The sequence below is a fragment of the Oceanicoccus sp. genome, from assembly GCF_029238675.1.
Classification (GTDB): domain Bacteria; phylum Pseudomonadota; class Gammaproteobacteria; order Pseudomonadales; family Dasaniaceae; genus Oceanicoccus.
The window spans coordinates 1-25,495 of sequence record NZ_JAQWFR010000013.1; the positions used below are offsets into that span (position 1 = coordinate 1).

Annotated in this window: 19 protein-coding genes; 12 read left to right on the forward strand and 7 right to left on the reverse strand. The window is 48.3% G+C overall.

The window, feature by feature from the left end; genetic code table 11:
* Both P8H32_RS04660 and gshB read right to left on the reverse strand, forming a co-directional pair.
* Positions 1-862, reverse strand: an 862-nt coding sequence (locus P8H32_RS04660; RefSeq protein ID WP_301088581.1) for an energy transducer TonB, incomplete at its 3' end; no start/stop codon positions are given.
* Between the two features lie 229 nt (positions 863-1,091).
* Entirely contained in the window at positions 1,092-2,048 is a 957-nt protein-coding gene (gene gshB, locus P8H32_RS04665) for a glutathione synthase (RefSeq protein WP_297292356.1), read from the reverse strand.
* A gap of 360 nt (positions 2,049-2,408) precedes the next feature.
* Here gshB and pilG point away from each other — a divergent pair, with 360 nt between their 5' ends.
* The 8 genes from pilG (at position 2,409) to P8H32_RS04705 (ending at position 14,171) form a co-directional block, all read left to right on the forward strand.
* Positions 2,409-2,798: a twitching motility response regulator PilG gene (gene pilG, locus P8H32_RS04670; RefSeq protein WP_301088582.1), complete on the forward strand. Its 390-nt coding sequence runs from the start codon at positions 2,409-2,411 to the stop codon at positions 2,796-2,798.
* Positions 2,799-2,889: 91 nt separating this feature from the next.
* Positions 2,890-3,252: a twitching motility response regulator PilH gene (pilH, locus tag P8H32_RS04675; RefSeq protein ID WP_297292354.1), complete on the forward strand. Its 363-nt coding sequence runs from the start codon at positions 2,890-2,892 to the stop codon at positions 3,250-3,252.
* A 36-nt stretch (positions 3,253-3,288) separates the two neighbouring features.
* Complete coding sequence (locus P8H32_RS04680; protein ID WP_297292353.1) at positions 3,289-3,831, forward strand: chemotaxis protein CheW; 543 nt, start codon at positions 3,289-3,291, stop codon at positions 3,829-3,831.
* Positions 3,832-3,904: 73 nt separating this feature from the next.
* Complete coding sequence (locus P8H32_RS04685; RefSeq protein WP_301088583.1) at positions 3,905-6,019, forward strand: methyl-accepting chemotaxis protein; 2,115 nt, start codon at positions 3,905-3,907, stop codon at positions 6,017-6,019.
* A gap of 150 nt (positions 6,020-6,169) precedes the next feature.
* Positions 6,170-7,036 (forward strand): protein-glutamate O-methyltransferase CheR, encoded by an 867-nt coding sequence (locus P8H32_RS04690; RefSeq protein ID WP_297290807.1) that lies wholly within the window; start codon positions 6,170-6,172, stop codon positions 7,034-7,036.
* 56 nt (positions 7,037-7,092) lie between these two features.
* On the forward strand, positions 7,093-12,717 hold the full coding sequence (locus P8H32_RS04695; RefSeq protein ID WP_301088584.1) for an Hpt domain-containing protein: 5,625 nt from the start codon (positions 7,093-7,095) through the stop codon (positions 12,715-12,717).
* A gap of 8 nt (positions 12,718-12,725) precedes the next feature.
* Entirely contained in the window at positions 12,726-13,670 is a 945-nt protein-coding gene (locus P8H32_RS04700; protein WP_301088585.1) for a chemotaxis protein CheB, read from the forward strand.
* 24 nt (positions 13,671-13,694) lie between these two features.
* On the forward strand, positions 13,695-14,171 hold the full coding sequence (locus tag P8H32_RS04705) for a chemotaxis protein CheW (protein ID WP_301088586.1): 477 nt from the start codon (positions 13,695-13,697) through the stop codon (positions 14,169-14,171).
* A gap of 194 nt (positions 14,172-14,365) precedes the next feature.
* Here the strand turns inward: P8H32_RS04705 and P8H32_RS04710 are convergent, their stop codons facing one another.
* The 5 genes from P8H32_RS04710 to P8H32_RS04730 form a co-directional block, all read right to left on the reverse strand.
* Positions 14,366-15,109, reverse strand: coding sequence for a 16S rRNA (uracil(1498)-N(3))-methyltransferase (locus P8H32_RS04710; protein WP_367279157.1), 744 nt, complete (start codon positions 15,107-15,109; stop codon positions 14,366-14,368).
* Between the two features lie 107 nt (positions 15,110-15,216).
* Positions 15,217-16,047, reverse strand: a complete 831-nt coding sequence (gene metF / locus P8H32_RS04715; protein WP_301088587.1) for a methylenetetrahydrofolate reductase [NAD(P)H] — start codon at positions 16,045-16,047, stop codon at positions 15,217-15,219.
* A gap of 112 nt (positions 16,048-16,159) precedes the next feature.
* Positions 16,160-17,527 carry an adenosylhomocysteinase gene (gene ahcY, locus P8H32_RS04720; protein WP_297291756.1) on the reverse strand — a complete coding sequence of 456 codons (1,368 nt, stop codon included), beginning with the start codon at positions 17,525-17,527 and terminating at the stop codon, positions 16,160-16,162.
* Between the two features lie 33 nt (positions 17,528-17,560).
* A complete protein-coding gene (gene metK / locus P8H32_RS04725; RefSeq protein WP_297291757.1) occupies positions 17,561-18,778 on the reverse strand; it encodes a methionine adenosyltransferase in 1,218 nt (405 codons plus the stop codon).
* Between the two features lie 43 nt (positions 18,779-18,821).
* A complete protein-coding gene (locus tag P8H32_RS04730) occupies positions 18,822-19,823 on the reverse strand; it encodes a metalloregulator ArsR/SmtB family transcription factor (protein WP_301088588.1) in 1,002 nt (333 codons plus the stop codon).
* Positions 19,824-20,041: 218 nt separating this feature from the next.
* Between P8H32_RS04730 and tkt the strand changes: the two genes are divergently transcribed.
* The 4 genes from tkt to fba all read left to right on the forward strand — a co-directional run bounded on the left by tkt (position 20,042) and on the right by fba (position 25,417).
* Positions 20,042-22,039, forward strand: a complete 1,998-nt coding sequence (tkt, locus tag P8H32_RS04735; RefSeq protein ID WP_297293156.1) for a transketolase — start codon at positions 20,042-20,044, stop codon at positions 22,037-22,039.
* A 3-nt stretch (positions 22,040-22,042) separates the two neighbouring features.
* Positions 22,043-23,065 carry a glyceraldehyde 3-phosphate dehydrogenase NAD-binding domain-containing protein gene (locus tag P8H32_RS04740; RefSeq protein ID WP_297293157.1) on the forward strand — a complete coding sequence of 341 codons (1,023 nt, stop codon included), beginning with the start codon at positions 22,043-22,045 and terminating at the stop codon, positions 23,063-23,065.
* Positions 23,066-23,119: 54 nt separating this feature from the next.
* A complete protein-coding gene (locus tag P8H32_RS04745) occupies positions 23,120-24,289 on the forward strand; it encodes a phosphoglycerate kinase (protein ID WP_301088589.1) in 1,170 nt (389 codons plus the stop codon).
* Between the two features lie 63 nt (positions 24,290-24,352).
* Positions 24,353-25,417 carry a class II fructose-bisphosphate aldolase gene (gene fba, locus P8H32_RS04750; protein ID WP_297293159.1) on the forward strand — a complete coding sequence of 355 codons (1,065 nt, stop codon included), beginning with the start codon at positions 24,353-24,355 and terminating at the stop codon, positions 25,415-25,417.
* Positions 25,418-25,495 lie beyond the last annotated feature (78 nt).

The window sequence follows — 25,495 nt, forward strand, 5'->3', positions numbered from 1 at the left end:
GCATGGCTTGGGGGAAAGGGTCATAGGGGGCGGCTAAGTGCACGATTTTCAGGGCTGCCTGGTCAAGAATTTTGTGGCCAGAGGATTGGAGGATTTTTACCTGATAGACATCGCCATTGGGCAGTATTGAAACCACCATCCGCAACTTGCCAAATAATTGCTGTTGCTTGGCCTTGCTGGGGTAGTGTTGGTTACCAATGGCCTCAACCTTGGTGCGCCAGTTGTGCAGGTAGAGCGCATCATCGGATTGTTTGGTGGCCACTGAAGTCAGCCTGCGAACCCTGGGCCTTTTGGCATAAGCTTGCCGCTGGATATCCAGCCTGGCCTGCAGGCTGGCAATTTCCAGGCTGCGTTCCATCACCGTCATATCATCCGTTGGTTGCTCATTGGCCTGCTCAGTCTGTTCCCGCTGCTGCTGGTGGCTGGCTTTGCTACGGCTAAAAGAATTTGTGGTGATTTTGGTATTGGCTGCTTGCTGGCGCTCACTTTGGCTTTGCTGTTTCTGCTGCGTGACTTCGCGAATAGCTGTGTCCTGAAAATCTGCCAGCTCCTGAGTTGTTAGCATGGCCTTTTCTTCCAGCGTGCCGCTACCTTGCTGGTTGCTTTGGGCTAAATAGTCGGCTTCTTCAGGGGCGGTTTTGCTGCGGTGCTGGGCCAGGGTAATTTCCAGTTTGGGTGGGGCTACGGCGGGTTTTTCGCGGGTAAAGCTAACACCAAGAATAAAAGCCGCGTGGATGGCCAGCGCCAGACAAAAGGCGAAGCCGAGGCGGTCGTGGTTAATCTCCACATCCGCGAGGCCGGGAAAATCCGGAAGGTTGTTGGTGGCTGCCCCCATTGAGCTGTTATTCCTGTTTTCTGTCATTCCCGCCCCCGACTAAAGCACTCGAGGGCAGGCTTCGGCGAAAATGACTATCGTCATTCCCGCCCCCGACCAAAGCACTCGAGGGCAGGCTTCGGCGAAAATGACTATCGTCATTCCCGCGAAGGCGGGAATCCAGTGCTGCAGATTTCCGCCTTGGCGGAAATAATAGCATAAGCATGCAGTCTGGGTTCCCGCCTTCGCGGGAACGACGAGTTTGTTTGATGATAGTTTAGCCGTTGTTATTCAACTTGCCTTCAATCGCATCCATCAGGGTCGCGGCTATATTGGTGCCAAATTGATCATCGATCTCCCTGACGCAGGTTGGGCTGGTGACATTGATTTCTGTCAGGTGCTCACCAATCACATCAAGGCCGACAAATAATAACCCTTTTTCCCTGGCCGTAGCGCCGATCTGATTCGCAATCCAGCGATCCCGGTCTGTTAAAGGTTGGGCTCGGCCAGTGCCGCCAGCGGCTAGATTGCCTCTAGTCTCACCCTGGGAAGGAATTCTGGCGAGGCAGTAATCAACAGGCTCACCGTCCACAAGCAAAATACGTTTATCACCATCAACAATTTCTGGCAGGTATTTTTGCGCCATAATCGTATTGGCGCCAAAGTCAGTCAGGGTTTCCAGAATAACGCCGAGGTTGGGATCGTCTTGCTTAACCCGGAAAATAGAGGCACCGCCCATGCCATCCAGGGGCTTAAAAATGACATCGCCATGTTCTTTGTGGAAATCACGGAGTATTTGTTCGTCACGACTCACTACCAGCGGCGGACAGCACTCCGGGAATTGAGTGGCGAACATCTTCTCATTGCAGTCCCTCAGACTCTGGGGTTTGTTAACAATCAACGTGCCCAGACGCTCAGCGGCTTCAAGGATGTAAGTGCTGTAGACAAACTCATTATCAAACGGAGGATCCTTGCGCATCAAAATTACATCGAGGTCGCCGAGGTTAATATCCTCCTCCTCCCCCAGCTGATAAAAATCCTTAGTGTTCCTGAATACTTGCAGAGGTTTGACCCTGGCTCTTGGCTCGCCGCCGGCCTGGTAAAGATCCTGCTGGCGCATATAACTAATTGACCAACCCCGGTCGCTTGCCGCCCATAGCATCGCCAGGGTGGTATCCTTTTTAATATTGATGGATTCAATAGGATCCATCACTACGCCAAGACAAATTTTCATAGATTTACTCATGATTTTTCGGGTTTGACCGAAATATATACTGATAGCTAAAACTTATCGATAATTGCTAGCGATTTCTCACTTCTCAAGGTGGGCGATATCATGAACCGCTTCTATACTGATACATTGTATACCGCTATTGCTGCAGCATTTTATCCTACCCGTGACAGCTGGCATTACGTTACGTTGCCACGAGAGACAAATCAAGGTTTCTACAAGTTTAGTCAGATAGAAATTTACTTTATTTATCTGGTACTTATGGACAAAAACTTGAGACCATGCGAAATGAAGCGCGTTAACAAAGATGTTAAGTATTAAAGGGTTAAAACCAAAAACGTCCCGGACAATAAGGCCTACGGTATGGAAGGAAATTTCGAAGATTTAAAAGTCATGGTGATTGATGATAGTAAGACCATCCGCCGCACAGCTGAGACGCTGTTGAAAAAAGTCGGCTGTGATGTCGTCACCGCTACTGATGGTTTTGATGCCCTGGCAAAAATTGCTGATACCCGGCCCAATATCATCTTTGTTGACATTATGATGCCGCGCCTCGATGGCTACCAAACCTGCGCGCTAATCAAAAACAACAGTGAATTTAAAAACACGCCAGTGATTATGTTGTCGAGTAAAGATGGCCTGTTTGATAAGGCTAAAGGTCGTATCGTCGGCTCTGATGAATATTTGACCAAGCCCTTTAGTAAGAGCGAATTATTAGGTGCTATCCAGACCCATGTGGGTGAAATTCAGTAATATTCCGATTGGGTGCCGACCAGCGGGTGCCCATCAAAACATTAAGCATAACGATACCAGGTGCTTAGCACTTTTGTGACGGGGAGGAAATATGGCTCGAGTGTTAATCGTTGACGATTCACCGACAGAAACACACAAAATGTCCACTATTTTAGATAAACATGGACATGAAGTAATCACCGCCGAGAGTGGCGAAGAAGGAGTGGCTAAAGCTAAAGAGACATTGCCCGATGTAGTACTTATGGACATTGTTATGCCAGGCTTAAACGGTTTTCAGGCAACCCGCCAGTTAAGCAAGCACGATACAACCTGCCATATCCCAGTGATTATTGTAACCACCAAAGATCAGGAGACCGATCGTTTGTGGGGTAAGCGACAGGGCGCGAAAGGCTACCTGACCAAGCCGGTTGATGACGGTACTTTGATGCATGCTATTAAGGATGTACTGCCATAATTAATCTTTAACAAGTACTTATCATGAGTAACTCTTATGAGTAGTAACCCAGCAGAACCTTTTGAGCTATTACAGGATATTGCCCAGCGCAGTCTTGGTAATGCCCGGGGTTTGCCCGCACAGGTTGATATTAAACCCCACTGGTCGGGTATTGGTTTTAAACTGGCAGGGCATCACTTTGTTGCCCCTATGGGAGAAGTTGCAGAAATTTTGGCCCAGCCACCAGCCACCCGTCTGCCGGGGGTGCAGTCATGGGTGCACGGAGTGTCCAATGTTCGCGGACGCCTCTTACCTTTAATCGATCTCGAAAGTTTTTTTGGCGGGTCACTTGGCGCCCGCAAGAAACGCAGGGTGCTAGCTTTAGAGCTAGGCGACCTTTATAGCGGTTTAATCGTTAGCGAGGTGTTTGGAATGCAGCATATTCCCACCGATTCCTTTCGCGAGGATGTACCAGAAGTATTAGGTTCCTTAAAGCCGTTTCTGGCGGGGTCTTATCAGCATAACAACCAGGTTTGGTCTGTGTTTAGTCCCTATAAACTGGCGCAAAATGCTGAATTTTTTAACGCGGCGGCAACGTGAGTTGCGGCTTAAATTTTTTAAACGATGTGTAACAGTTGTAGTTAACCTTAACTAGCAGCGGAGAGTCCCGGGCATGAACGCTAAAACCAGAGGTGCAGCAGCAAAGCTGCCCACCAACCGAGCTATAAGCTTTTTCCTCTTTTTGATGGTGGCCGGTATTATCGGCGCCGGTTTCAATGCGTATATCGTGTTGCGCGATGCGGGTTTTGATGCCCGTTATCTGGAGCTAACCGGTGAACTGCGAGTACTCTCACAACAGATATCAACCAGCTCTCGTCAAGCCACCGCGGGTGACGCGGCGGCCTTTGACGAGTTGTCAAAATCCCGGAATAAATTCAACCAGACCATCGGTATTTTGCAGAACGGAACTTCCTCACTACCGTCACCGCAAAGTATGCTCTCCAGTGAATTGTCTGAGCTGGGCGGTTTATGGAACAAGGTAAATACAGCATCGTCAACCATCGTTGATAACCGTGAAAGGATCTTGTTCCTGCACGAAGTTGCGAAAACGCTAAACGATTCTATCCCGGAATTACAGGCAGAATATAACAACGTTGTGGAAATCTTATTAGAGAACCGTGCACCGGCAGAACAGGTGGCGGTAGCACAGCGTCAATCCTGGTTGGCGGAACGTATCGCCCGTAATGTGGATAACATGCTACAGGGTGGCGAAGCGGCAAAAGATGCAGCGGACCAATTTAACCTGGATGCGAGCTTATTCGGGTCGGTACTAAACGGTATGTTGCAAGGTAACAAAGCGATGCGGATTTCCCAAGTAACGGACAAAGACGCAAAGGCCTCCCTTGAAGAAATTAACAAATTATTTGAATTCGTAAGCGGTTCGGTGGATGAAATTTTCCAGGCATCACCGGATTTGTTGAGTGCTCGTAATGCGGCCAATCAAATTGTGATTGATTCACCGCAGGTGATGGAATCTACCAGCAAGCTGGCGGAAGAAATTACTACGCTGGAAAGCAAAAGAAATATTACCGGCACCACCACCCTGATTTTTTTGGGGGTGACCTTATTTTCCTTAGCCATGATCGGTATTCAAACGTTCCGCAACACCCAGTTCCGCCTGCGTGAAACCCGTGAGATGAATGAGCGAAACCAAAACGCGATCTTGCGTTTACTGGATGAGTTGGCAGATCTCGCGGACGGTGACTTAACAACAACGGCAACCGTAACCGAGGACTTTACCGGTGCAATTGCTGACTCTATTAACTTTACTATTGACCAACTAAGAATCCTGGTATCGCAGATAAACGATACCGCGGTGAAAGTATCCGGGGCGGCACAGGAATCCCAGTCAACGGCGCTGCATCTCGCCGAAGCGTCCGAACACCAGGCGCAGGAAATTGCCGGTGCATCGGCGGCGGTTAACGAGATGGCGGTGACCATCGACCAGGTATCTTCAAACGCTGCCGAATCAGCGGGCGTTGCGGAGCGATCGGTGGCGATCGCAAACACCGGCGCAGAAGTGGTACAGAACACCATTAACGGTATGGATAATATCCGTGAGCAGATACAGGAAACTTCAAAACGTATTAAGCGACTAGGGGAGTCATCACAGGAAATCGGGGATATCGTATCGTTGATCAACGACATCGCCGACCAGACCAACATCCTCGCACTTAACGCAGCGATTCAGGCATCGATGGCGGGTGACGCTGGTCGAGGCTTCGCGGTTGTTGCGGATGAGGTACAGCGACTTGCGGAACGTTCTTCAGCTGCAACCAAGCAGATTGGGGCGCTGGTTAAAACCATCCAGTCAGATACCAACGAAGCAGTTATCTCAATGGAACAAACCACCGCGGAGGTGGTGCGTGGTGCTCGCTTGGCACAGGATGCGGGTACAGCATTGGAAGAAATCGAGGAAGTATCCCAGGAACTGGCGGAGTTGATCCAGAACATTTCCAACGCTGCACGCCAGCAGGCATCGTCAGCGGGCCACATTTCCAACACGATGAATGTTATTCAGGAAATTACCTCGCAAACCTCTTCAGGTACTACTGCAACAGCACAATCTATCGGTAACCTTGCCGATATGGCGAACGAATTACGTGAGTCGGTTGCGGGCTTCAAACTTCCAGAAGAGGCAGAGCTGGAAGTTGATATTGAAGAAGAGGACATTGAAGAAGTTTATCAAGAGGAAAAGCCAGAATTGGCGATGGCCTCCGGCGAATAAAAAAACTGCCTGTCATTCCCGCGAAGGCGGGAATCCAGCGCTGTAGATTTCCGCCTTCGCGGAAATAACAGCATAAGCATGCAGCCTGGCCCCCCCGCCTGCGCGGGGGTGTCGGAATAGCAAACAGAGAATAGTTTAAGAGTAATGGCGATGTCGACATGGTCATACAAGGCAGCGCCGGAACTCAGTGATGAACAATATGCTCGTTGGCAGTCTCTTCTGGAGAAACGCACGGGCATTTGTTTTATGCAGCACAAGTCCATTTTGCAAAAAGGTTTGCGGCAGCGAATGAGCGAAGTAGGTGCCGAAGACTATGAACAATATTTTCAACAAGTCAGTGCAATACCCGATGGTGTTGTGGAGTGGGCACAGCTGATCGACAAAATCTCGGTAAAAGAGACCAGTTTTTTTCGCGATAGTTATGCCTGTGATGTAGTAAGAGATTTTCTGTTACAGCGTGTGGCAGAAAATACAGAATCAGAAACCTATCCCTTGGATATTTGGAGCGTAGGTTGCTCAACCGGCGAAGAGGCATACTCGTTGGCGATGCTGGCAAGCGAAGTTATTGATTATTTGGCAGTAAAAAAATTTCTCGGTGTGATGGCAACTGATATTAGCCAAACCGCATTAATGATGGCGCGAAGGGGAGTTTACTCCGAACGTAAACTGGAAAACTTACCGCTGGCCATAAAGAATAAATATTTTGTAGAAAATAAAGCAGGTGATTTTCAAATATCACCGACCCTGCGCCAAAGAATTTATTTTGTGCCAGGCAATATGTTAGAGATAGAGCAGGCGCCAAAATTGGTAATGGATGTAATTTTTTGCCAAAACGTGCTGGTTTATTTCCGTCGGGAAAGACAGTGGCAAGTGCTAAATGCATTAACAGAACACTTAAAGCCCGGCGGATTGTTAATAATTGGTCCCGGTGAAGTCATAGGTTGGCAACATCCGCAGATGCAGCGCAGCGGTGATGACAAAGCACAGGCTTATATTAAACGGGAAGTCACTAACTAGTTAGTGGTAGACGATTAGCCGAGCAATCAGTTGAAGAATGAAAAGGTTGGAAAAGCATGAGTGAGCGCCAGGATTTTATCGCGCTGGATTGGGTGGCCGGAGAAATAGGTGAAACCCTAAGCCAGGCAGCCCAAGCCTTAGAGGCCTATATTGCCAATCGCGATGATGCAACCAAACTGCGGTTTTGCTTGACCCACTTACACCAGGTGCACGGCACCTTACAAATGGTGGAGTTTTTTGGTGCTGCGTTATTAGCTGAAGAAATGGAAAGCGTGGCCGAATCGCTAAGCCAAAACACGATTCATGGCAGTCACGTTGATGATGCTTTGGAAGTGCTAAGCAATGCCATTGCACAGCTGCCTGTTTATTTAGAAAAAGTTAAAGAATCTCGTCACGGCTTACCAGCAACACTAATACCCGTTTTAAACGACCTGCGCGCCGTTCGTGGTGAAAGTCTACTTTCAGAAACGGTTTTATTCGCGCCACAAATGGCATCGTCCTCGAGTAATATGGCGGGTGACCTACAGTTATCAGCGGCCGAGCTAGTAACCATTGCCCATAAGCTACGGAAAATGTTTCAAATTGCCTTATTGGGTTTTATCCGTGGCAATGATGTTAAGAATAATCTTAATTATCTGGCAAAAGTCTGTGCCCGTTTGGCGAAATTTACTGAGGGTTTTCCATCGCAGCCGTTATGGAAAGTCTGCATCGCCGTTTTGGAAGGGTTGCTTAATGGCTCCATAGAGTCCAGCGTGGCGGTAAAAATATTATTACGTCAGGTCGATCGCCAAATAAAAGGCATTATCGATGAAGGTCAAGCCGCACTGGAAACGAGCACGCCGGATGACCTGCTAAAAAACCTGCTTTACTATGTAGCCCGCAGCAAAGCCAGTTCCCGCTATATTCAGGAAATCAAAGCGGACTATAAATTGGAAAACTCACTGCTGGGTGAAACAGAACTGGAAGACAACGCATTGACCACGCCGGATGCAGCTGTGATGCAATCCGTTGTTGAAGCCTTATCCCGGGAAATGAAAGATATACAACTTACCCTGGCGGAAGTCGGCAATGATTCTGCCGCACTAACAGAGGCGTTACCCTTATTTCGTCGAGTTAACGACACCATGGCTATTTTGGGTATGGGCAGCACACTCAAACTAGTGCAAGAACCCTATGCCCGTTTAGCAAAACTGTTAGCGACACAGGAAGTGATTGCAGACCATGAATTGCAAATCATCCGTAACCAGATTGCCCAGGCAGAAACCACATTAAACCTCGGCGCTGTTATTAGCAGTAATGAAGAACAAGAATTGTTTAATGATAGCGAAGAGGCCCAGGGGCATCTGGATTTAGCCTTTGATTCTGTAGTCAGGGAATCCCGCAATGGTTTGGAGCAAGCCAAAGAAGCTATTATCGAATTTGTAGCCACCCAGTGGAATCATAATTGCTTAAGCGACTTGCCTTTATTATTAAATGAAATTTATGGCAGCTTAAATATGGTGCCATTAACCCGCGCCGCTCAAGTCATAAAGTCCTGTGAACATTATGTTAGTGAATCCCTGCTAGCAGAAAAAACCATTCCACAATGGCAGATGCTGGACACACTGGCTGATGCGATTGCTTCCATTGATTACTACCTGGAGCGTCTCAGTGATGGCAATGCTAAAGAAGGCGATGCGATTCTTGATGTGGCTGCAGAAAGTGTCGCGGAGTTAGGCTACCCGATTTCAGAAACTGCTACTGATGTTGAGCAAGAGCCTCCAGTATCAGTAATTCCAGTGTTGGCTGAAGTGATACCACTGCATGGGACTGCCGATCAATCCGAGCCAGAAGATGAAGACTACGATCCAGCGATTGTAGAAGTTTTTATCGAAGAAGCCGGTGAAGTTCTTGAACTCATCGACGAGTATCTTCCACAATGGCAGGCCGATCATAACGATGAAGAAGCGCGTTCTACCATCCGTCGTGCCTTCCATACCTTAAAAGGTAGTGGCCGTATGGTTGGCGCTACCGATATCGGTGAGTTAGCCTGGGCCGTAGAAAATATGCTGAACCGGGTGATGGAAGGCTCCATTACTATTGACCAGCATCGTTTTGATTTAATTAAGGAGGCTCGGGCTAAAGTTCCTGAATTAGTCACCGCCTTTGAACAGCGCCAGCCAGCTGATAAAACAATTTTCGAATCCCTTATTGAACCCCTTATTGAACGGGCCAATGCACTGGCAGCACAGCAAGCCCCTGATCCGGGAGCAGCTTCTGAGCCAGTTACCGAAACTGAAGCCCCAGAACTTGATGATGAACTGATCGAAATCTTTGCCGCCGAAGCTGTCATTCACGGTCAGGTACTGGATGACTTTATTGCCCACTGCAAAGAATTAGCTGGCCCTGCAGAATTAACCGATGCCCTCCAGCGCGCACTGCATACCTTAAAAGGTAGCGCCAATATGGCAGGTATTTTACCGGTGGTTGCCGTAGTAACACCGCTAGAGTATGCCGTCAAAGAATTACGCGCCAGCCAACTAAAAGTAGATATGCCCCTGGTCGACTTACTGGAACAGGGCGCACTATTAATAAAAGCGGGCATTGAACAGCTAGCCATAACACCGTTGCAACAGCTGCCCGGTGTTGAGCAATATGTCGATGCATTAATGGCGTTATTTAACCAGCGCATTGCCAGCGCGATGGATACTGATGATAGCGATAATGGCATACCGCCAGAAGCGCTTAACCAGTTCCTGACTGAAAGCCTGGATTTGTTCACCGAAATTTCTGGCCGTCTGGTGCTATGGCAACAGGGTGATGTTCAACCTGGAGACCCCGCCATACTGGAAACCTTAATGGATCGTTTTATTGGCCATGCGGAATCGGTCAATATGCTAGCCCCTGTTGAGTTTGGCCAACAAATACAAGTGTTATACCGCCGCGCAGCAGAACTGGACCCCAGTGTAGTCAGAGATGACTTCTTTAAATTATTGAATAAGGCGAATGACTGCCTAATCGATATGTTAGACCAGATTGCCGGCCACCAAACCCCCGTCTTTGATGCAGAACTTTATGCAGAAGCTGAAGACTTCGAATTTTCGGTTAATGATGAAGCTATTGTTGCGGCGATGACCCGTTTTTCACAGGCAGTCGCTGAATTAAATGAAGAGCCAGAACTAGAACCAGAACCAGAACCAGAGCCAAAACCTATAGCAGTAACCGATGAAGAAGATGAAATTGATGATGAAATTATCGAAATCTTTCTCGAAGAAGCGAATGACTTATTAGAAGATCTGGACGAAACTATTCACGGCTGGATGAGCGATCGTGGCAATGGTAGCTACCTGGATGACCTGCTCAGAATTTTACATACACTAAAAGGCGGTGCTCGCCTGGCGGGTATGACCACTGTGGGTAACCTAAGCCACAACTTTGAGACATCATTGATTGGTTTAGAAAATCAACAAGAGAATGTCAGTGATGACATCTTAAATGATATCCAAAACTATCAAGATCAGCTGCTTGCCCAGATTACGGCTATTAAAGCCGGTGAAGCGGTTGCCGATGTTACCCAGATTGACGAACCTGAAGCTACACAATTGCCAGTAGCAGAGGTTGAGAACATCGATAATATCTCTTTCGACGAAGGCTTCGTTATAGATGATATTGACATAAATGATATCGATATTGAGGCCGCTACTGGCGATGATTTGGTGACAGAAGGTTCGGAGAAAGAACAACCCCAACCTGAAACCGAGTTTGAGCCAGCAAGCAATATTGTCCCAATTGCGGATCAGCGCCCAAGAGAAGTATCGGCAGTAGAGATTGCCACACCACTGGTCGACCCCAATGTGAAAAAAGGTCCACAGGAAGTGGTAAAAGTATCCGCTTCTTTATTGGAAGAGTTAGTAAACCTCGCCGGTGAAACTTCTATCTCCCGTGGTCGAACAGAAGAACAAGTATCCGAGCTGGTATTCTCCCTCGACGAAATGCAGATCACCGTTGACCGGTTGCAAGAACAGGTGCGCCGCCTTGATATGGAAACGGAACAGCAAATTCTCTATCGCCAGGAACAGGTGGAGAGTGAAGGTCTTGAAGGTTTTGACCCATTAGAAATGGATCGATACTCACAGTTACAGCAACTATCCCGCTCGCTGTTAGAGTCCTCTTCAGATTTGACTGATATTAAGAGCACCCTCGCGGATAAATCCCGTGATATGGAAACCTTATTAATCCAGCAATCTCGTATCAATACCGAACTGCAAGAAGGTTTAATGCGTTCGCAAATGGTTCCGTTTTCCAGAATGGTGCCAAGACTGCGCAGAATTGTTCGCCAGATCAGTGGTGAGCTGAACAAGAAAGTTAACTTCCAACTAGACAATATCGAAGGTGAATTAGACCGTTCAGTATTGGAGCGTATGGTTGCACCCCTTGAGCATATGTTACGTAACGCGGTCGATCATGGTATTGAATCCGCTAAAGAGCGAGAGAAAGCAGGAAAAGCAGCACTGGGTAATGTCACTTTGGGTTTGTCCCGCGAAGGCGGCGAAGTGATAATCACACTATCGGATGATGGCGGCGGAATTAATTTAGAAACAGTTAAGGACAAAGCGATTGAGCGTGGCTTAATGCAAGCCAGTGCCGATTTAACCGATCACGAAATTCTACAATTTATATTGCAAGCCGGTTTTAGTACCACGACAGAGATCACACAAATTTCCGGCCGTGGTGTGGGTATGGATGTGGTGCACAGCGAAATTAAACAGCTGGGCGGCACCATGGATATCGATTCCAAACTGGGGCAGGGTACCCAATTTGTTGTTCGTCTTCCTTTTACCGTATCGGTTAACCGTGCCTTGATGGTCCGGGTTGGCACAGACATTTACGCCATTCCTTTAAACAGTATTGAAGGCATTGTGCGCGTTAGCCCCTTTGAGCTTGAAGCCTACTACCAGCCTGACGCCCCCATGTTTGAATACGCGGGCCAGCCTTATTTATTACGTTATATGGGTGCCTTACTGCACCGCGGTGAAAAGCCTAATCTGGAAGGCCAGTCTGCGCCACTGCCGGTGGTATTGGTAAGAGGCGCTGAGCACTCGGTGGCGATACAGGTAGATCACCTGATGGGCTCACGAGAAATTGTAGTAAAACCCTTAGGGCCACAATTTAGTATGGTGCAGGGTTTGTCCGGTGCAACCGTACTGGGTGATGGTAGCGTAGTCGTTATCCTTGATTTGTTGGCAATGATTCGTGCCGATGCATCCCATATGTACCGCGACTTTATTGCCGGCCAGGAAGAGCCGGTTGACGATGATCGCAATACCGTTGTGATGGTGGTGGATGACTCGGTAACGGTACGTAAAGTAACCTCGCGCCTGCTGGAACGTCAGGGCATGGATGTAGTGCTGGCAAAAGACGGCGTCGATGCGGTAACCCAGTTGCAGGAAATGGAAATTATCCCCGATATCATGTTGCTGGATATTGAAATGCCCCGCATGGATGGTTTTGAAGTTGCCAGTCGTGTGCGCCATAACTCTCGCTTAAAAGAGATTCCCATTATTATGATCACCTCCAGAACCGGACAGAAACACCGCGATCGAGCGCTGTCTTTAGGCGTTAATGACTATATAGGCAAGCCGTATCAGGAATCAGTTTTATTGGAAGCGATCAGTACATTAACTAATACAACGGCTGAGTAAGTTGCCTGATGTCAGCGCTTATTATGCCGCGTATTGGCTTGGTTACCGACAGCGACCTGAATCGCTATGTGTTGCAGGCGGTGTTGGTAGAAGGCAGTTATGAACTGGCGGGTTCTTTTGATACGGCGAGCTTAGGTCAGTATTTAGAGACCAATAAATCCACACCCGATATTGATGCCTGGTTAGTTGATATAGAGGATAACCAAATCCAGCAATCCCTGGATTTATTACTAGGCCAAAGTGACTTACCCTTATTGGTCAACGATGATATACCGCCCGTGCAGGAAGCCAAAGATCATCAGGTTTGGCAGCGGCGGTTGTTAGAAAAATTAGAGGTGCTGGTTATCAGGCCGGCAGAAGCGATAGCCTCATCGCCACCGGTTGATAGTAGTGTTAATAAAGTGTGGGTGTTGGTAGCCTCAATGGGCGGCCCCGATGCGGTGAAACGATTTTTAACCACCTTGCCCCAGGCACTGCCCATTGCCATGGTGTATGGCCAGCATATAGAAACCAACTTTGATGGTTTGTTAACAAGTGCCGTGACGGGCCACGATTATCCAATGCAATTGGCCAGTGGCGAGCAACAGTTAGTCAACGGTAATATTTTAGTGGTGCCGGTAGATCATCAATTACGTTTTTTATCCCGGGGCCGAGTTGTCGAAACCAGAAAGGCCTGGAGCGGTAGCTACCAGCCGGTACTGGATCAAGTGATCGCGGACCTGGCACGGATTTATCGCCAGAACTTAGGCGTGATTGTTTTTAGTGGTATGTGTAACGATGGTGAAATAGGTTGCCGTGTTGCAAAGGCTTGCGGTGGTACTGTTTGGGCGCAAACACCAAATAGTTGCCTTAGTCCCGATATGCCCAGTGCAGCTATAAGTACCGGTTGTGTATCAAAGCAGGGCACGCCAGAGCAGTTGGCAGAAGCCTTGGCTGAACAGTTTAGTCTTTAAAATATTTAATGAAAGGGCAAAGTAATGAGTGCAGAAATACAGTCGACAATCACAGCAAATGAGTTGGCAACACTCTTAATTTCCATGAGTGGCGAACAACTGGTGTTGCCCAACGTTACCGTGGCTGAAATTATTCCCTATATTGAACCACAAGCGGATAACGACAAACCGGATTGGTATTTAGGCGTCTTTAACTGGCGCAATATTGATGTGCCGCTAGTGTCTTTTGAAACGATTAATGGCGAGTCTGCTGACAACAGCCAGGGCAAAGATCGACGTATAGCGGTGCTAAATGGTTTAGTAGACAGCCAGCGTTTGCCTTTTTGCGGTATTGTTACCAGAGGTGTACCGAGGTTGATGCGGATTATGCCCGATGAAGTCTCGGTGGATGAGGGGGCCACCACAGGGCTATCAGAATTATTAAGAGTGTTAGTCAGCGGCGAAAAAGCGGTTATCCCTAACGTCGATTTTATTCAGCAAGAAGTACTAAACCTTTTATAACCCCCCGTCATTCCCGCGAAGGCGGGAATCCAGCCTGCATGCTTATGCTGTCCGGGATACATATGGCCTCATTGCACCAAAGGCGGCAATAGCAGTGCAAAGTAGGATTAATCAATGGGGAGACTCGTTTTTAGTGGTTACTCTGCAGGCTTGGGGTTTGTTAAATGGTCCCGCTGATGAGCCGGGGGTAGGGCTTACATATCTCCCCAGGTATGCTGCAATAAACTAATCGCCGCCAGCGGCGCAGTTTCAGTTCTTAATACCCTCGGCCCTAATCGCAGTGCTGCAAAATTATATTGCTCAGCAGCAGTAATTTCCCTCTCACTCAAACCACCTTCAGGCCCAATTAACAAGGCCGTGCTGCTGGCCGCCTGTGTTGAGTCCAATGCCTGTTCAGTCCGATGATGTAAAACAAATTTACGATCAGCTTCTACCGCCTTGATCCAATTATCCATCGTGCTTAAAGCATTAACCGCAGGTATACGGTTACGCCCGCACTGCTCACAGGCACTAATCACTATCTGCTGCCAGTGCTGCAATTTTTTCTCCAGCCGTTCGCCTTTTAATTTAACTTCGGTGCGCTCGCTGGTTAATGGAGTAATTGTAGTAACACCAAGCTCGGTGGCTTTTTGCATCACTAAATCCATACGGTCACCTTTGGAGATGGCGATGCCTAAATGGATGGATAGGGGGGATTCGTTATTAATGTTGTCGCATGCTTCGGTGCGGATAGTGACAGACTTTTTTTCAACCGCCTCAATAGTCGCGTTATATTGATTACCGTCGCCGTTAAAAACAATAAGCGGAGCGCTGGGTTTAAGGCGGAGGACTTTACTTAAATAATGGCTGGGTTTTTCATCAAGGGTGATGAGTTGGTGGGGGCTGAGTGTTGTGTTGAGAAAAATACGGCTTATACGCATAGTGTCGTCGTCCGTCATTCCCGCGAAGGCGGGAACCCAGTGCTGTCAATTTTCGCTTTAGCGGAAATAACAGCATAAGCATGCAGCCTGGATTCCCGCCTTCGCGGGAATGACATTATTTCGGGTTATAAACCCAGATTCTGCCAAATAGTTTTATTCGGTTCAATCTGGTTCATGGTATAAAAATGAATGCCCGGTGCGCCATTGGCTAATAGTTGTTCACACAATCTTGTCACAACTTCAGTACCAAAGGCAGCAATGCTGTCTTTATCATCACCATAGCCTTCCAACTTTTTGCAAACCCAGCGTGGAATTTCCGCGCCGCAGTTTTTAGAAAAACGGGCAAGGTTTTGGTAATTGGTAATTGGCATAATACCCGGGTAAATCGGTTTATCGATACCCGCTTGCTGGCATTGCTCGATAAAATAAGAATAGGCATCCGCATTATAAAAGTACTGGGTAATTGCGCTATTGGCTCCGGCATCAAATTTGCGCTTTAGAAATTGAATATCAGCATCATAGCTTTCTGCATCCGGATGAATCTCCGGATAAGCAGCTACTTCTAAATGGAAATGGTCGCCAGTATGCTTACGAATAAACTGAACAAGTTCTTCTGCATAAATTAAACGCTGCGCCCCCATGCCTGAAGGCATATCGCCACGTAGGGCCACAATACGATTAATGCCCGCATCTTTATAATCATTAATCAGCTCTAATATAGAAGCTTCATCGTCACCACCAAAAGATAAATGCGGTGCTGTTGAAATACCTTCATTAGTCATTGTTAAAACAGTATCTTTGGTGTTGTCCCGGGTTGAGCCGCCGGCACCATAAGTGACCGAGAAAAAATCCGGGCCTAATTGGTTTAACTCTTGACGAACCGTTTGTAATTTTTCCCGGCCAACGTCAGTCTTGGGCGGGAAAAATTCAAAACTAAAGCGCTTGTTATCGCTCATAATGGTTAACCTATAATCTTAAAATTTTTGCTGTCACCCCCGCGGAGGCGGGGGCCCAGCCTGCATGCACCTCTGGATTCCCGCCTTCGCGGGAATGACGGTTTATGCGTATTTAGTACTTATAACTCTCGACTTTGTATGGACCATCAGCCGGCACATTGATGTAGTCAGCCTGCTCTGCAGTCAGCTGAGTAATCACGCCGCCAAAGCCCTTCACCATATCCGCTGCCACTTCTTCGTCCAGCTTCTTCGGTAGTACTTCCACCGTAATCGCACTCGCCTTCATCCCCGCTTCCAGATCTGCAAACTTGCGCTCAAATAAATAAATCTGCGCTAATACCTGGTTGGAAAATGAGCCGTCCATAATGCGTGATGGGTGGCCGGTTGCGTTACCCAGGTTTACCAATCGGCCCTCTGATAACAGAATTAAATGATCATTCGCGGCTTCATCGCGGTAAACCTTATGAACCTGCGGCTTAACCTCTTCCCATTTCCAGTTCTCACGCATATACGCCGTGTCGATTTCATTATCGAAGTGGCCGATATTACAAACCACCGCGCTATTTTTTAGTGAGCGCAAGATCGCCGAGTCACAGACATTAAAGTTACCGGTGGTAGTCACTACCAAATCCGTGTTCTCTAATAGTGCTTTGTTAGTATCTTCAACCTTGCCGGTGTTAACACCATTGTTGTAAGGAGAGACCACTTCAAAACCGTCCATACAAGCCTGCATCGCACAGATAGGATCAATCTCGGTCACTTTTACAATCATGCCTTCCTGATTTAATGACTGGGCAGAACCCTTGCCCACATCGCCGTAACCGATAACCAGGGCTTTCTTGCCTGCTAGCAAGTGGTCAGTACCACGCTTGATGGCATCATTTAAAGAATGGCGACAACCGTACTTGTTATCGTTCTTGGCCTTGGTGACTGAATCGTTAACATTGATCGCTGGAACTTTAAGCGTACCTTTGTCCAGCATTTCTTGTAGACGGTGAACACCGGTTGTTGTTTCTTCAGTAATACCGTGAATGCTATCTAACATGCTGCTGTACTTTTCGTGCAACATCAGCGTTAAATCACCACCGTCATCCAGAATCATATTCGCATCCCATGGCTGGCCGTCTTTTAGGATAGTTTGCTCAAGACACCAGTCGTACTCTTCTTCGGTTTCGCCTTTCCAGGCAAACACCGGTACGCCGGCAGCGGCGATAGCGGCAGCAGCATGATCCTGGGTTGAGAAAATATTACAAGAAGACCAGCGCACCTCAGCACCCAGCTCCACCAGTGTTTCAATCAGTACGCCCGTCTGGATAGTCATATGGATACAACCCAAAATCCTGGCACCGGCCAAGGGCTTGCTGGCGCTATACTTGGCACGCATTGCCATTAACGCTGGCATTTCTGTTTCAGCAATATCGAGTTCTTTACGGCCCCAATCGGCCAGTGAAATATCAGCAACTTTATAATCTGTAGTCATTGTCTTTTTCCTTCAATTAATTCAAAGATGTAATTAGGTGTTTAAGGCCGCTTTTAAGGCGTCAGCGCGGTCAGTTTTTTCCCAGGTGAAAGCGGTAAACGTATCTGATTTCTCTGTGCCGTTTTCATCGGTCCAAGTGTAAGTGTGTTCAAACGGCTCACGACCGAAGTGACCGTAGGCTGCTGTTAATTGGTACATGGGGTGCTGAAGGTCCAGCATAGTGGTGATGGCATAGGGGCGTAGATCGAAGGTCTTGCGAATCGCTTCGATCAGCAGGTCGTCAGATACCGTGCCGGTACCGAAAGTGTTAACCGCAATAGACGTAGGTTCTGCAACACCAATTGCGTAAGACACTTGAATCTCACAACGGTCTGCAAGACCGGCAGCAACAACGTTCTTGGCAACATAGCGGCCAGCGTAAGCCGCTGAACGGTCAACCTTTGAGGGGTCTTTGCCAGAGAATGCACCACCACCGTGACGAGCCATGCCGCCGTAGGTGTCGACGATAATCTTACGGCCAGTCAAACCACAGTCACCGACAGGGCCACCGATAACGAAGTTACCGGTTGGGTTAATGTGGTACTCAGTACATTCGTGTAACCACTCTGCAGGCAGTACCGGCAGGATAATGTTTTCAAGGATGGCTTCGCGTAGGTCTTCCAAAGAAATGTCTGGATCGTGCTGGGTAGAAAGAACCACCGCATCAATCGCTACTGGCTTGCCGTCTTCATAGCGCAGGCTGACCTGTGATTTGGCATCGGGACGCAACCACGGCAATACACCGTCTTTACGAAGTTGAGCCTGGCGCTCTACTAAACGGTGAGAGTAGTACACCGCCGCCGGCATCAAGGAATCGGTTTCATTGGTGGCATAACCAAACATCAAACCCTGGTCGCCGGCACCCTGGTCTTCAGGCTTGGCGCGGTCAACACCCACATTGATATCCACAGACTGCTTACCGATGGCGTTTAATACCGCACAGCTGGCGCCGTCAAAGCCTACTTCTGAACTGTCGTAGCCAATACCGGTGATCACATCGCGGATAATATCTTCAAGGTCAACATAGCAAGAGGTGGTTAACTCACCGGCTACGATAGTCATACCGGTTTTAACCAAAGTTTCAACCGCCACACGAGCTACCGGGTCGCGGCAGATAATCGCATCCAGTACCGCATCGGATATCTGGTCAGCCATTTTGTCGGGGTGGCCTTCAGAGACTGACTCTGAAGTAAATACTGAATATTCTGACATATGAATTCCTCTTAATGTCGTCTGTGTCTTTATCAATAAAAAATTAAATTTTAATAAACTGTCTAATCTGAACTCTAAAGCCATTACGTTGGGCTAAATAAATATTTTCACCGGTTTTAAATCCGGCATCAGCGGCCCACTGGGTTAAATCTTCCGGCTCAAATCCCAGCCATAAATCTCCACAGGATTCTCTTGCCCAACTTTGGTCATGGCTGCATAAATCTGTGACAAAAAGTTGGCCGCCGGTTTTCAGGGCAGCGGCCATATCGTAAAAAATTTCAGCGGGGGAGGGTGTATGGTGTAGCACCATATTAATAGCTACACAGTCCGCATTCAGTTGCTGGACTTGTGTGTTTTTGGTGTCGCCGTAAATAAAATCAATATTGGCCAGTGCGCTTTGCTGGGCAAAGTGAGCGGCCTTATCTAACATTTGTTGTGAATTATCCAGCGCATAGACCTGTTGAAAACGCGGTGATAATTCCGCTAAAAAGGCGCCTTCACCGGGGCCGACTTCTAACGCTATACCACTGTTGCTGGTACTGAAGCTTCTGCTAATAAGGTCAATCGTATTATGGCCATAAAGCTCATACGCGGCGATCTGCTCTTGCTGCTGGCTAAACATATCCGCGTTTTCAGTAAAGAATAGTTCTGAGCTGGCCGCCCGTTCCTTTTGCACCGCATCGACTTTGCTTTGCATTGGCTCAGAGATAGCCTGCTGGTCAATGGTGTGATGGAGGGCTTGTTGTAATTCATTAAGTTGGGGGTTGCTGCTGCGGTTAGCACGCCGGTAAAAAATGGTATTGCCTTCACGGCGGGTTTTTACCAAACCTGCATTGGCCAATATCTTAAGGTGGTGGCTCATGCCGGACTGTTTGGTATCGAAAATACTACACAGTTCCAACACACCGTAAGAGTCATGACTCAGCACCTTCAATACGTCAAGGCGCAACTGGTCAGCACTGGCTTTACAGAACATCAGCAGGCTCTGCGGGTCGGCTGAAGCGGCTGGCAACGTGCTTATTGTGTTGTTGGCTTTGGTAGTCATGGCGAGGGATAATAGCAGTACTTCATATCTATATCAAAATATTTTGATATAGATTGCTGAAAAATGAGCCCCAAGCCAAGGAAAACCCCTCCTCAGCCAGCTAAAAGCCCATGATTAGTGGCTTTCCAGAGATTTTTTTCCCCTTAGCGATTGCCGTACGGTCGCCGGTAGGGGAAAATACCGCCTTTTTCCCAGCCCCTCTTTAGGAGTCTTAATAGATGCCCTCTCGTAGCGAATTAGCTAACGCCATCCGCGCCCTCAGTATGGACGCCGTACAACAGGCCAATAGTGGCCACCCCGGTGCCCCAATGGGTATGGCCGATATTGCTGAAGTTCTATGGAATGACTATCTGCAGCATAACCCCGCCAACCCCAACTGGGCTGACAGAGACCGTTTTGTATTATCTAACGGCCACGGTTCCATGCTGATTTATTCGCTGTTGCACCTTAGCGGTTATGAACTGCCGATGGAGGAGTTAAAGAACTTCCGCCAGATGCATTCTAAAACGCCGGGTCACCCGGAGTATGGTTATGCGCCCGGTATTGAAACCACCACCGGCCCATTAGGGCAGGGCATCACCAACGCCGTAGGTATGGCTGCCGCTGAAAAAATTCTGGCTGCGCAATTTAACCGCGATGGCCACGAAGTGGTTGATCACTATACCTATACCTTTTTAGGTGATGGCTGCTTAATGGAAGGTATCTCCCACGAGGCTTGCTCACTGGCGGGCACGCTTGGCCTTGGCAAGTTGATTTGTTTCTACGATGACAACGGTATTTCCATCGATGGTGAAGTTGAAGGCTGGTTTACTGATGATACCCCCAAGCGTTTTGAGGCTTATGGCTGGCATGTTATTCCCGCCATCGATGGCCATGACTCTGAAGCTATTAAAGAAGCTATAGAAGCCGCCCGTGCCGAAACCGGCAAGCCCACCATGATTTGCTGTAAAACCATTATTGGTAAAGGCTCCCCGAATAAGCAGGGTAAAGAAGATTGTCACGGCGCGCCTTTAGGTGCGGATGAAATTGATCTGGTGAGAGAAACTTTAGGCTGGTCACATCCTCCTTTCTTTGTGCCTAGCGATGTTTATGCTGGCTGGAGCGCTAAAGATAAGGGCGCGCAACTGGAACAACAGTGGAACGACCGCTTTGATGCCTATGCAGAAGCCCACCCTGAACTGGCGGTAGAATTTGCCCGCCGCCTAAGCGGTGACCTACCTGAAAACTTTGCCGAGCAAGCCGATGCTTATATCCGCGGGCTACAAAATGACGGTGTATCCGTCGCATCGCGTAAGGCCTCACAAAACACCTTAAACGCCTACGGCCCATTGCTGCCAGAAATGCTGGGCGGCTCTGCGGATTTGGCCGGTTCCAATCTGACTCTCTGGAGTGGCTCAAAAGGTGTGACTGCGGATGATGCTTCAGGCAACTACTTATTCTACGGCGTGCGTGAATTTGGTATGTCGGCGATGATGAACGGTATTGCACTACACGGCGGTTTTATTCCTTACGGTGCAACCTTCCTAATGTTTATGGAATACGCTCGCAACGCCGTACGTATGGCGGCATTAATGCAGCAGCGCAGCATTTTTGTTTATACCCATGACTCTATCGGTTTAGGCGAAGATGGCCCAACTCACCAGCCGGTTGAGCAGCTGACTTCATTGCGCTCTACACCGAACCTGGATACCTGGCGTCCCTGTGATGCGGTTGAATCAGCCGTATGTTGGAAAGAAGCTCTTGAACGTGCCGATGGCCCCGCCGCATTAATCTTCTCCCGCCAGGGTTTGGCACACCAGGCCCGCGATGATAAGCAGTTAAGCAATATTTCTCGCGGTGCTTATATCCTTAGCGATTGTGACACGGATCCCGATGCCATCATTATTGCCACCGGTTCAGAAGTGCAGTTAGCGCTAGACGCTAAAGCTGTATTGGAACAGCAGGGGCGCAAAATTCGCGTTGTCTCTATGCCGTCTACCTCTGTGTTTGATCGTCAGGATGTGGTTTATAGAGAGTCTGTTTTGCCGAGTAATGTTTTACCGCGGGTTGCGGTTGAAGCTGGTCATAAAGATTTCTGGTACAAATATGTGGGCCTTGATGGTCGTATTGTGGGGATGGAAACCTTTGGTGAGTCAGCCCCCATCAAAGACTTGATGGAACACTTTGGCTTTACCGTTGATGCCGTGGTTGAAGCGGTAGAAGATGCGCTGGGTTAATTGATGACTGAGGCGGGTGCTGCTATTCGTATAGCAATCAATGGTTATGGTCGTATCGGGCGCTGTGTGCTGCGCGCCCTTTATGAGTCTGGCCATCATCCGGCTATGCAGGTTGTAGCGATTAACGAGCCTGCGGATTTGGCAACCATTGCCCATTTAACCAAGTACGATAGTACTCACGGGCGTTTTCCAGCCTCGGTTGAAACTGATGGCAGCAACTTATTGGTTAATGGTGATGTGATTGCGGTAAGCCACCATGATGATTTGGCTGCTATCGACTGGTCAGCGGCAAAGCCGGACCTGGTGCTGGAATGTACTGGCCACTTTGCATTGGAACAGGAACTAAAAACTCATCTGGCAGCCGGCGCTAACAAAGTCCTGCTGTCACAACCGGGCATGGCACCCATCAAACCCATAGTGATGGGCCTTAACCAACAGTCGATCACACCGCAGGAGCAGATACTGTCTGCCGCCTCCTGTACCAGCAACTGTATTACACCGGTTATTGATGTACTTAACCGTGCATTGACCATTGAGTCAGGCGTGATCACCACCATTCACTCGGCCATGAACGACCAGCCAGTGATTGATGCTTACCATCACACCGACTTACGCAAAACCCGAGCGGCTGGTCAGTCAATTATTCCAGTCGACACCGGCTTGGCCGCAGGTATAGGCCGTATTCTTCCCGAGATGGAAGGCAAGTTTGAAGCGCGAGCCCTAAGAGTGCCCACCATCAATGTCTCTGCCATGGAGCTGTCTATCGTGGTTGCCGATGCTGCCAGCGTTGAAACTGTGAATAATGCGTTGCGCCAGGCCGCCCAGAGTGACTTAATAGGCATCCTTGGCTATAGCGATGAGCCGCTGGCGTCCTGTGATTACAATCACGATGCTCGCTCATGCATAGTTGATGCGGGTCAAACCCGCGTTAGCGGAAATATGATTAATGTATTGGTATGGTTTGATAATGAATGGGCCTATGCCAACCGTATGCTGGATATTGCCGCCCAGTGGTTACAGCAATAGTGGTTACAACAATAATAAATAACCATTGAATAGATTCAGGAGAGAGTGAAATCGATGTCCAGCAGTGTAATTAAAATGAGTGACCTGGATCTTGCCGGCAAGCGAGTATTGATCCGTGAAGATTTGAATGTACCCATTAAAAATGGCGCAGTTAGCAGCGATGCCAGAATCCGCGCCGCCTTACCCACTATCCAGCAGGCATTAAATGCCGGCGCCAAAGTGATTGTGATGTCACATCTGGGACGTCCCACCGAAGGTGAGTTCGAGCAGCAGTTTTCCATGCAGCCCGTTGCCGACCATTTAGGCAAACTGTTAGGTCGCAATGTACCCGTTATTAAAGATTGGCAAAACGGTCTTGAACTGGCCGATGGTGAGCTCGCCCTATTAGAAAATGTACGCTTTAATCCCGGCGAGAAAAAAGATAACCAGGAACTCTCCAAAGCCTACGCCAGCCTTTGCGATATTTTTGTAATGGATGCCTTCGGTACCGCGCACCGCGCACAGGCATCAACGCATGGTGTTGCCCGGTTTGCACCCGTTGCCTGTGCTGGCCCTCTACTAGCTGGCGAGTTAGATGCACTAGCAAAAGCCTTAGCCAATCCTGCACGCCCAATGGTAGCGATTGTTGGTGGCTCAAAAGTATCTACCAAGCTAACTGTTTTAGAAACACTGTCTGATGTTGTTGATCAGTTAGTCGTCGGCGGAGGTATTGCCAATACTTTCCTGGCGGCAAGTGGAAAGCCAGTAGGCAAATCATTATGCGAACACGACTTAATCGATGATGCCAAAAAACTGATGGCCAAAACCCATATCCCGGTACCCACCGATGTAGTTACCGGGAAAGAATTTTCTGAAACCGCCGCCGCCGAATTAAAATCAGCGGACGATGTTGCCGATGACGATATGATTTTTGATATCGGTCCTGATACCGCAACACAAATTGCCGATATTTTGAAAAACGCTAAAACCATTTTATGGAATGGCCCGGTAGGGGTGTTTGAATTTGACCAGTTTGCCGATGGCACCAAAGCCCTTAGCGAAGCTATTGCCAGTAGCGAAGGATTTTCCCTCGCTGGCGGTGGTGATACCTTGGCGGCCATCGACAAATATAATATTGCCGGGAAAGTGTCTTACATCTCCACCGGTGGTGGTGCTTTTCTTGAATATGTAGAGGGTAAAGTATTACCCGCTGTAGCGATCTTAGAAACTCGCGCCGCAGAATAAATAAACATTAAACACAATAATAAAAATATCAAACAATAGAGACACTATTAAAGGAACAAGACAATGGCACTAGTATCTATGCGTCAACTACTGGACCACGCCGCCGAATATAATTACGGCGTACCAGCATTTAATGTAAATAACCTTGAGCAAACCCGCGCCATTATGGAAGCGGCCCGCGAAACAAACAGCCCGGTAATTATGCAAGCCTCTGCCGGCGCTCGTAAGTATGCCGGCGCACCGTTTTTGCGCCATATGATTTTAGCGGCAATTGAAGAGTTTCCTGAAATCCCGGTGGTAATGCACCAGGATCATGGTACCAGCCCTTCCGTTTGTCAGCGTTCTATTCAGTTAGGTTTTTCATCGGTAATGATGGATGGCTCACTGGAAGCTGATGGTAAAACGCCATCGAGCTATGAATACAATATTGATGTGACTCGTCGCACCGTTGATATGGCCCACGCTTGTGGCGTTTCTGTTGAGGGTGAATTGGGTTGTCTGGGTTCATTAGAAACCGGTCAAGCTGGTGAAGAAGATGGTGTTGGCGCAGAAGGCACTTTATCTCATGACCAAATGCTAACCGACCCTGAAGAAGCCGCAGACTTTGTACAAAAAACGCAGGTAGATGCCTTAGCGATTGCCTGTGGTACTAGTCACGGTGCTTACAAATTTACTCGCCCGCCAACAGGCGATATCTTAGCGATTGACCGCATCAAAGATATTCACTCACGCATCCCCGGCACTCATTTGGTGATGCACGGTTCATCTTCAGTACCGCAAGAGTGGTTGGCCATCATCAATGAATTCGGCGGTGAAATTCCTGAAACTTACGGTGTCCCCGTTGAACAAATTGCCGAAGGCATCAAGCACGGCGTACGTAAAATCAATATCGATACCGATTTACGTTTAGCCTCAACCGGTGCTATCCGTCGCTTTATGGCGCAGAACAAATCAGAATTTGATCCGCGTAAATATTTGCAGCAAACCATTAACGAAATGAAAGCGATTGTTATTGCTCGTTATGAAGCTTTTGGTACAGCGGGTAATGCGGACAAAATTAAAGCCGTTAATTTAGAAGATATGTTTAAGCAGTACGAAAGCGGCTCTTTAGATGCAAAAATAAAGTAACATCACACTATGCCGTCATTCCCGCGAAGGCGGGAATCCAGCGGCACTAGATCCCCGCCTTCGCGGGGATGACAACAA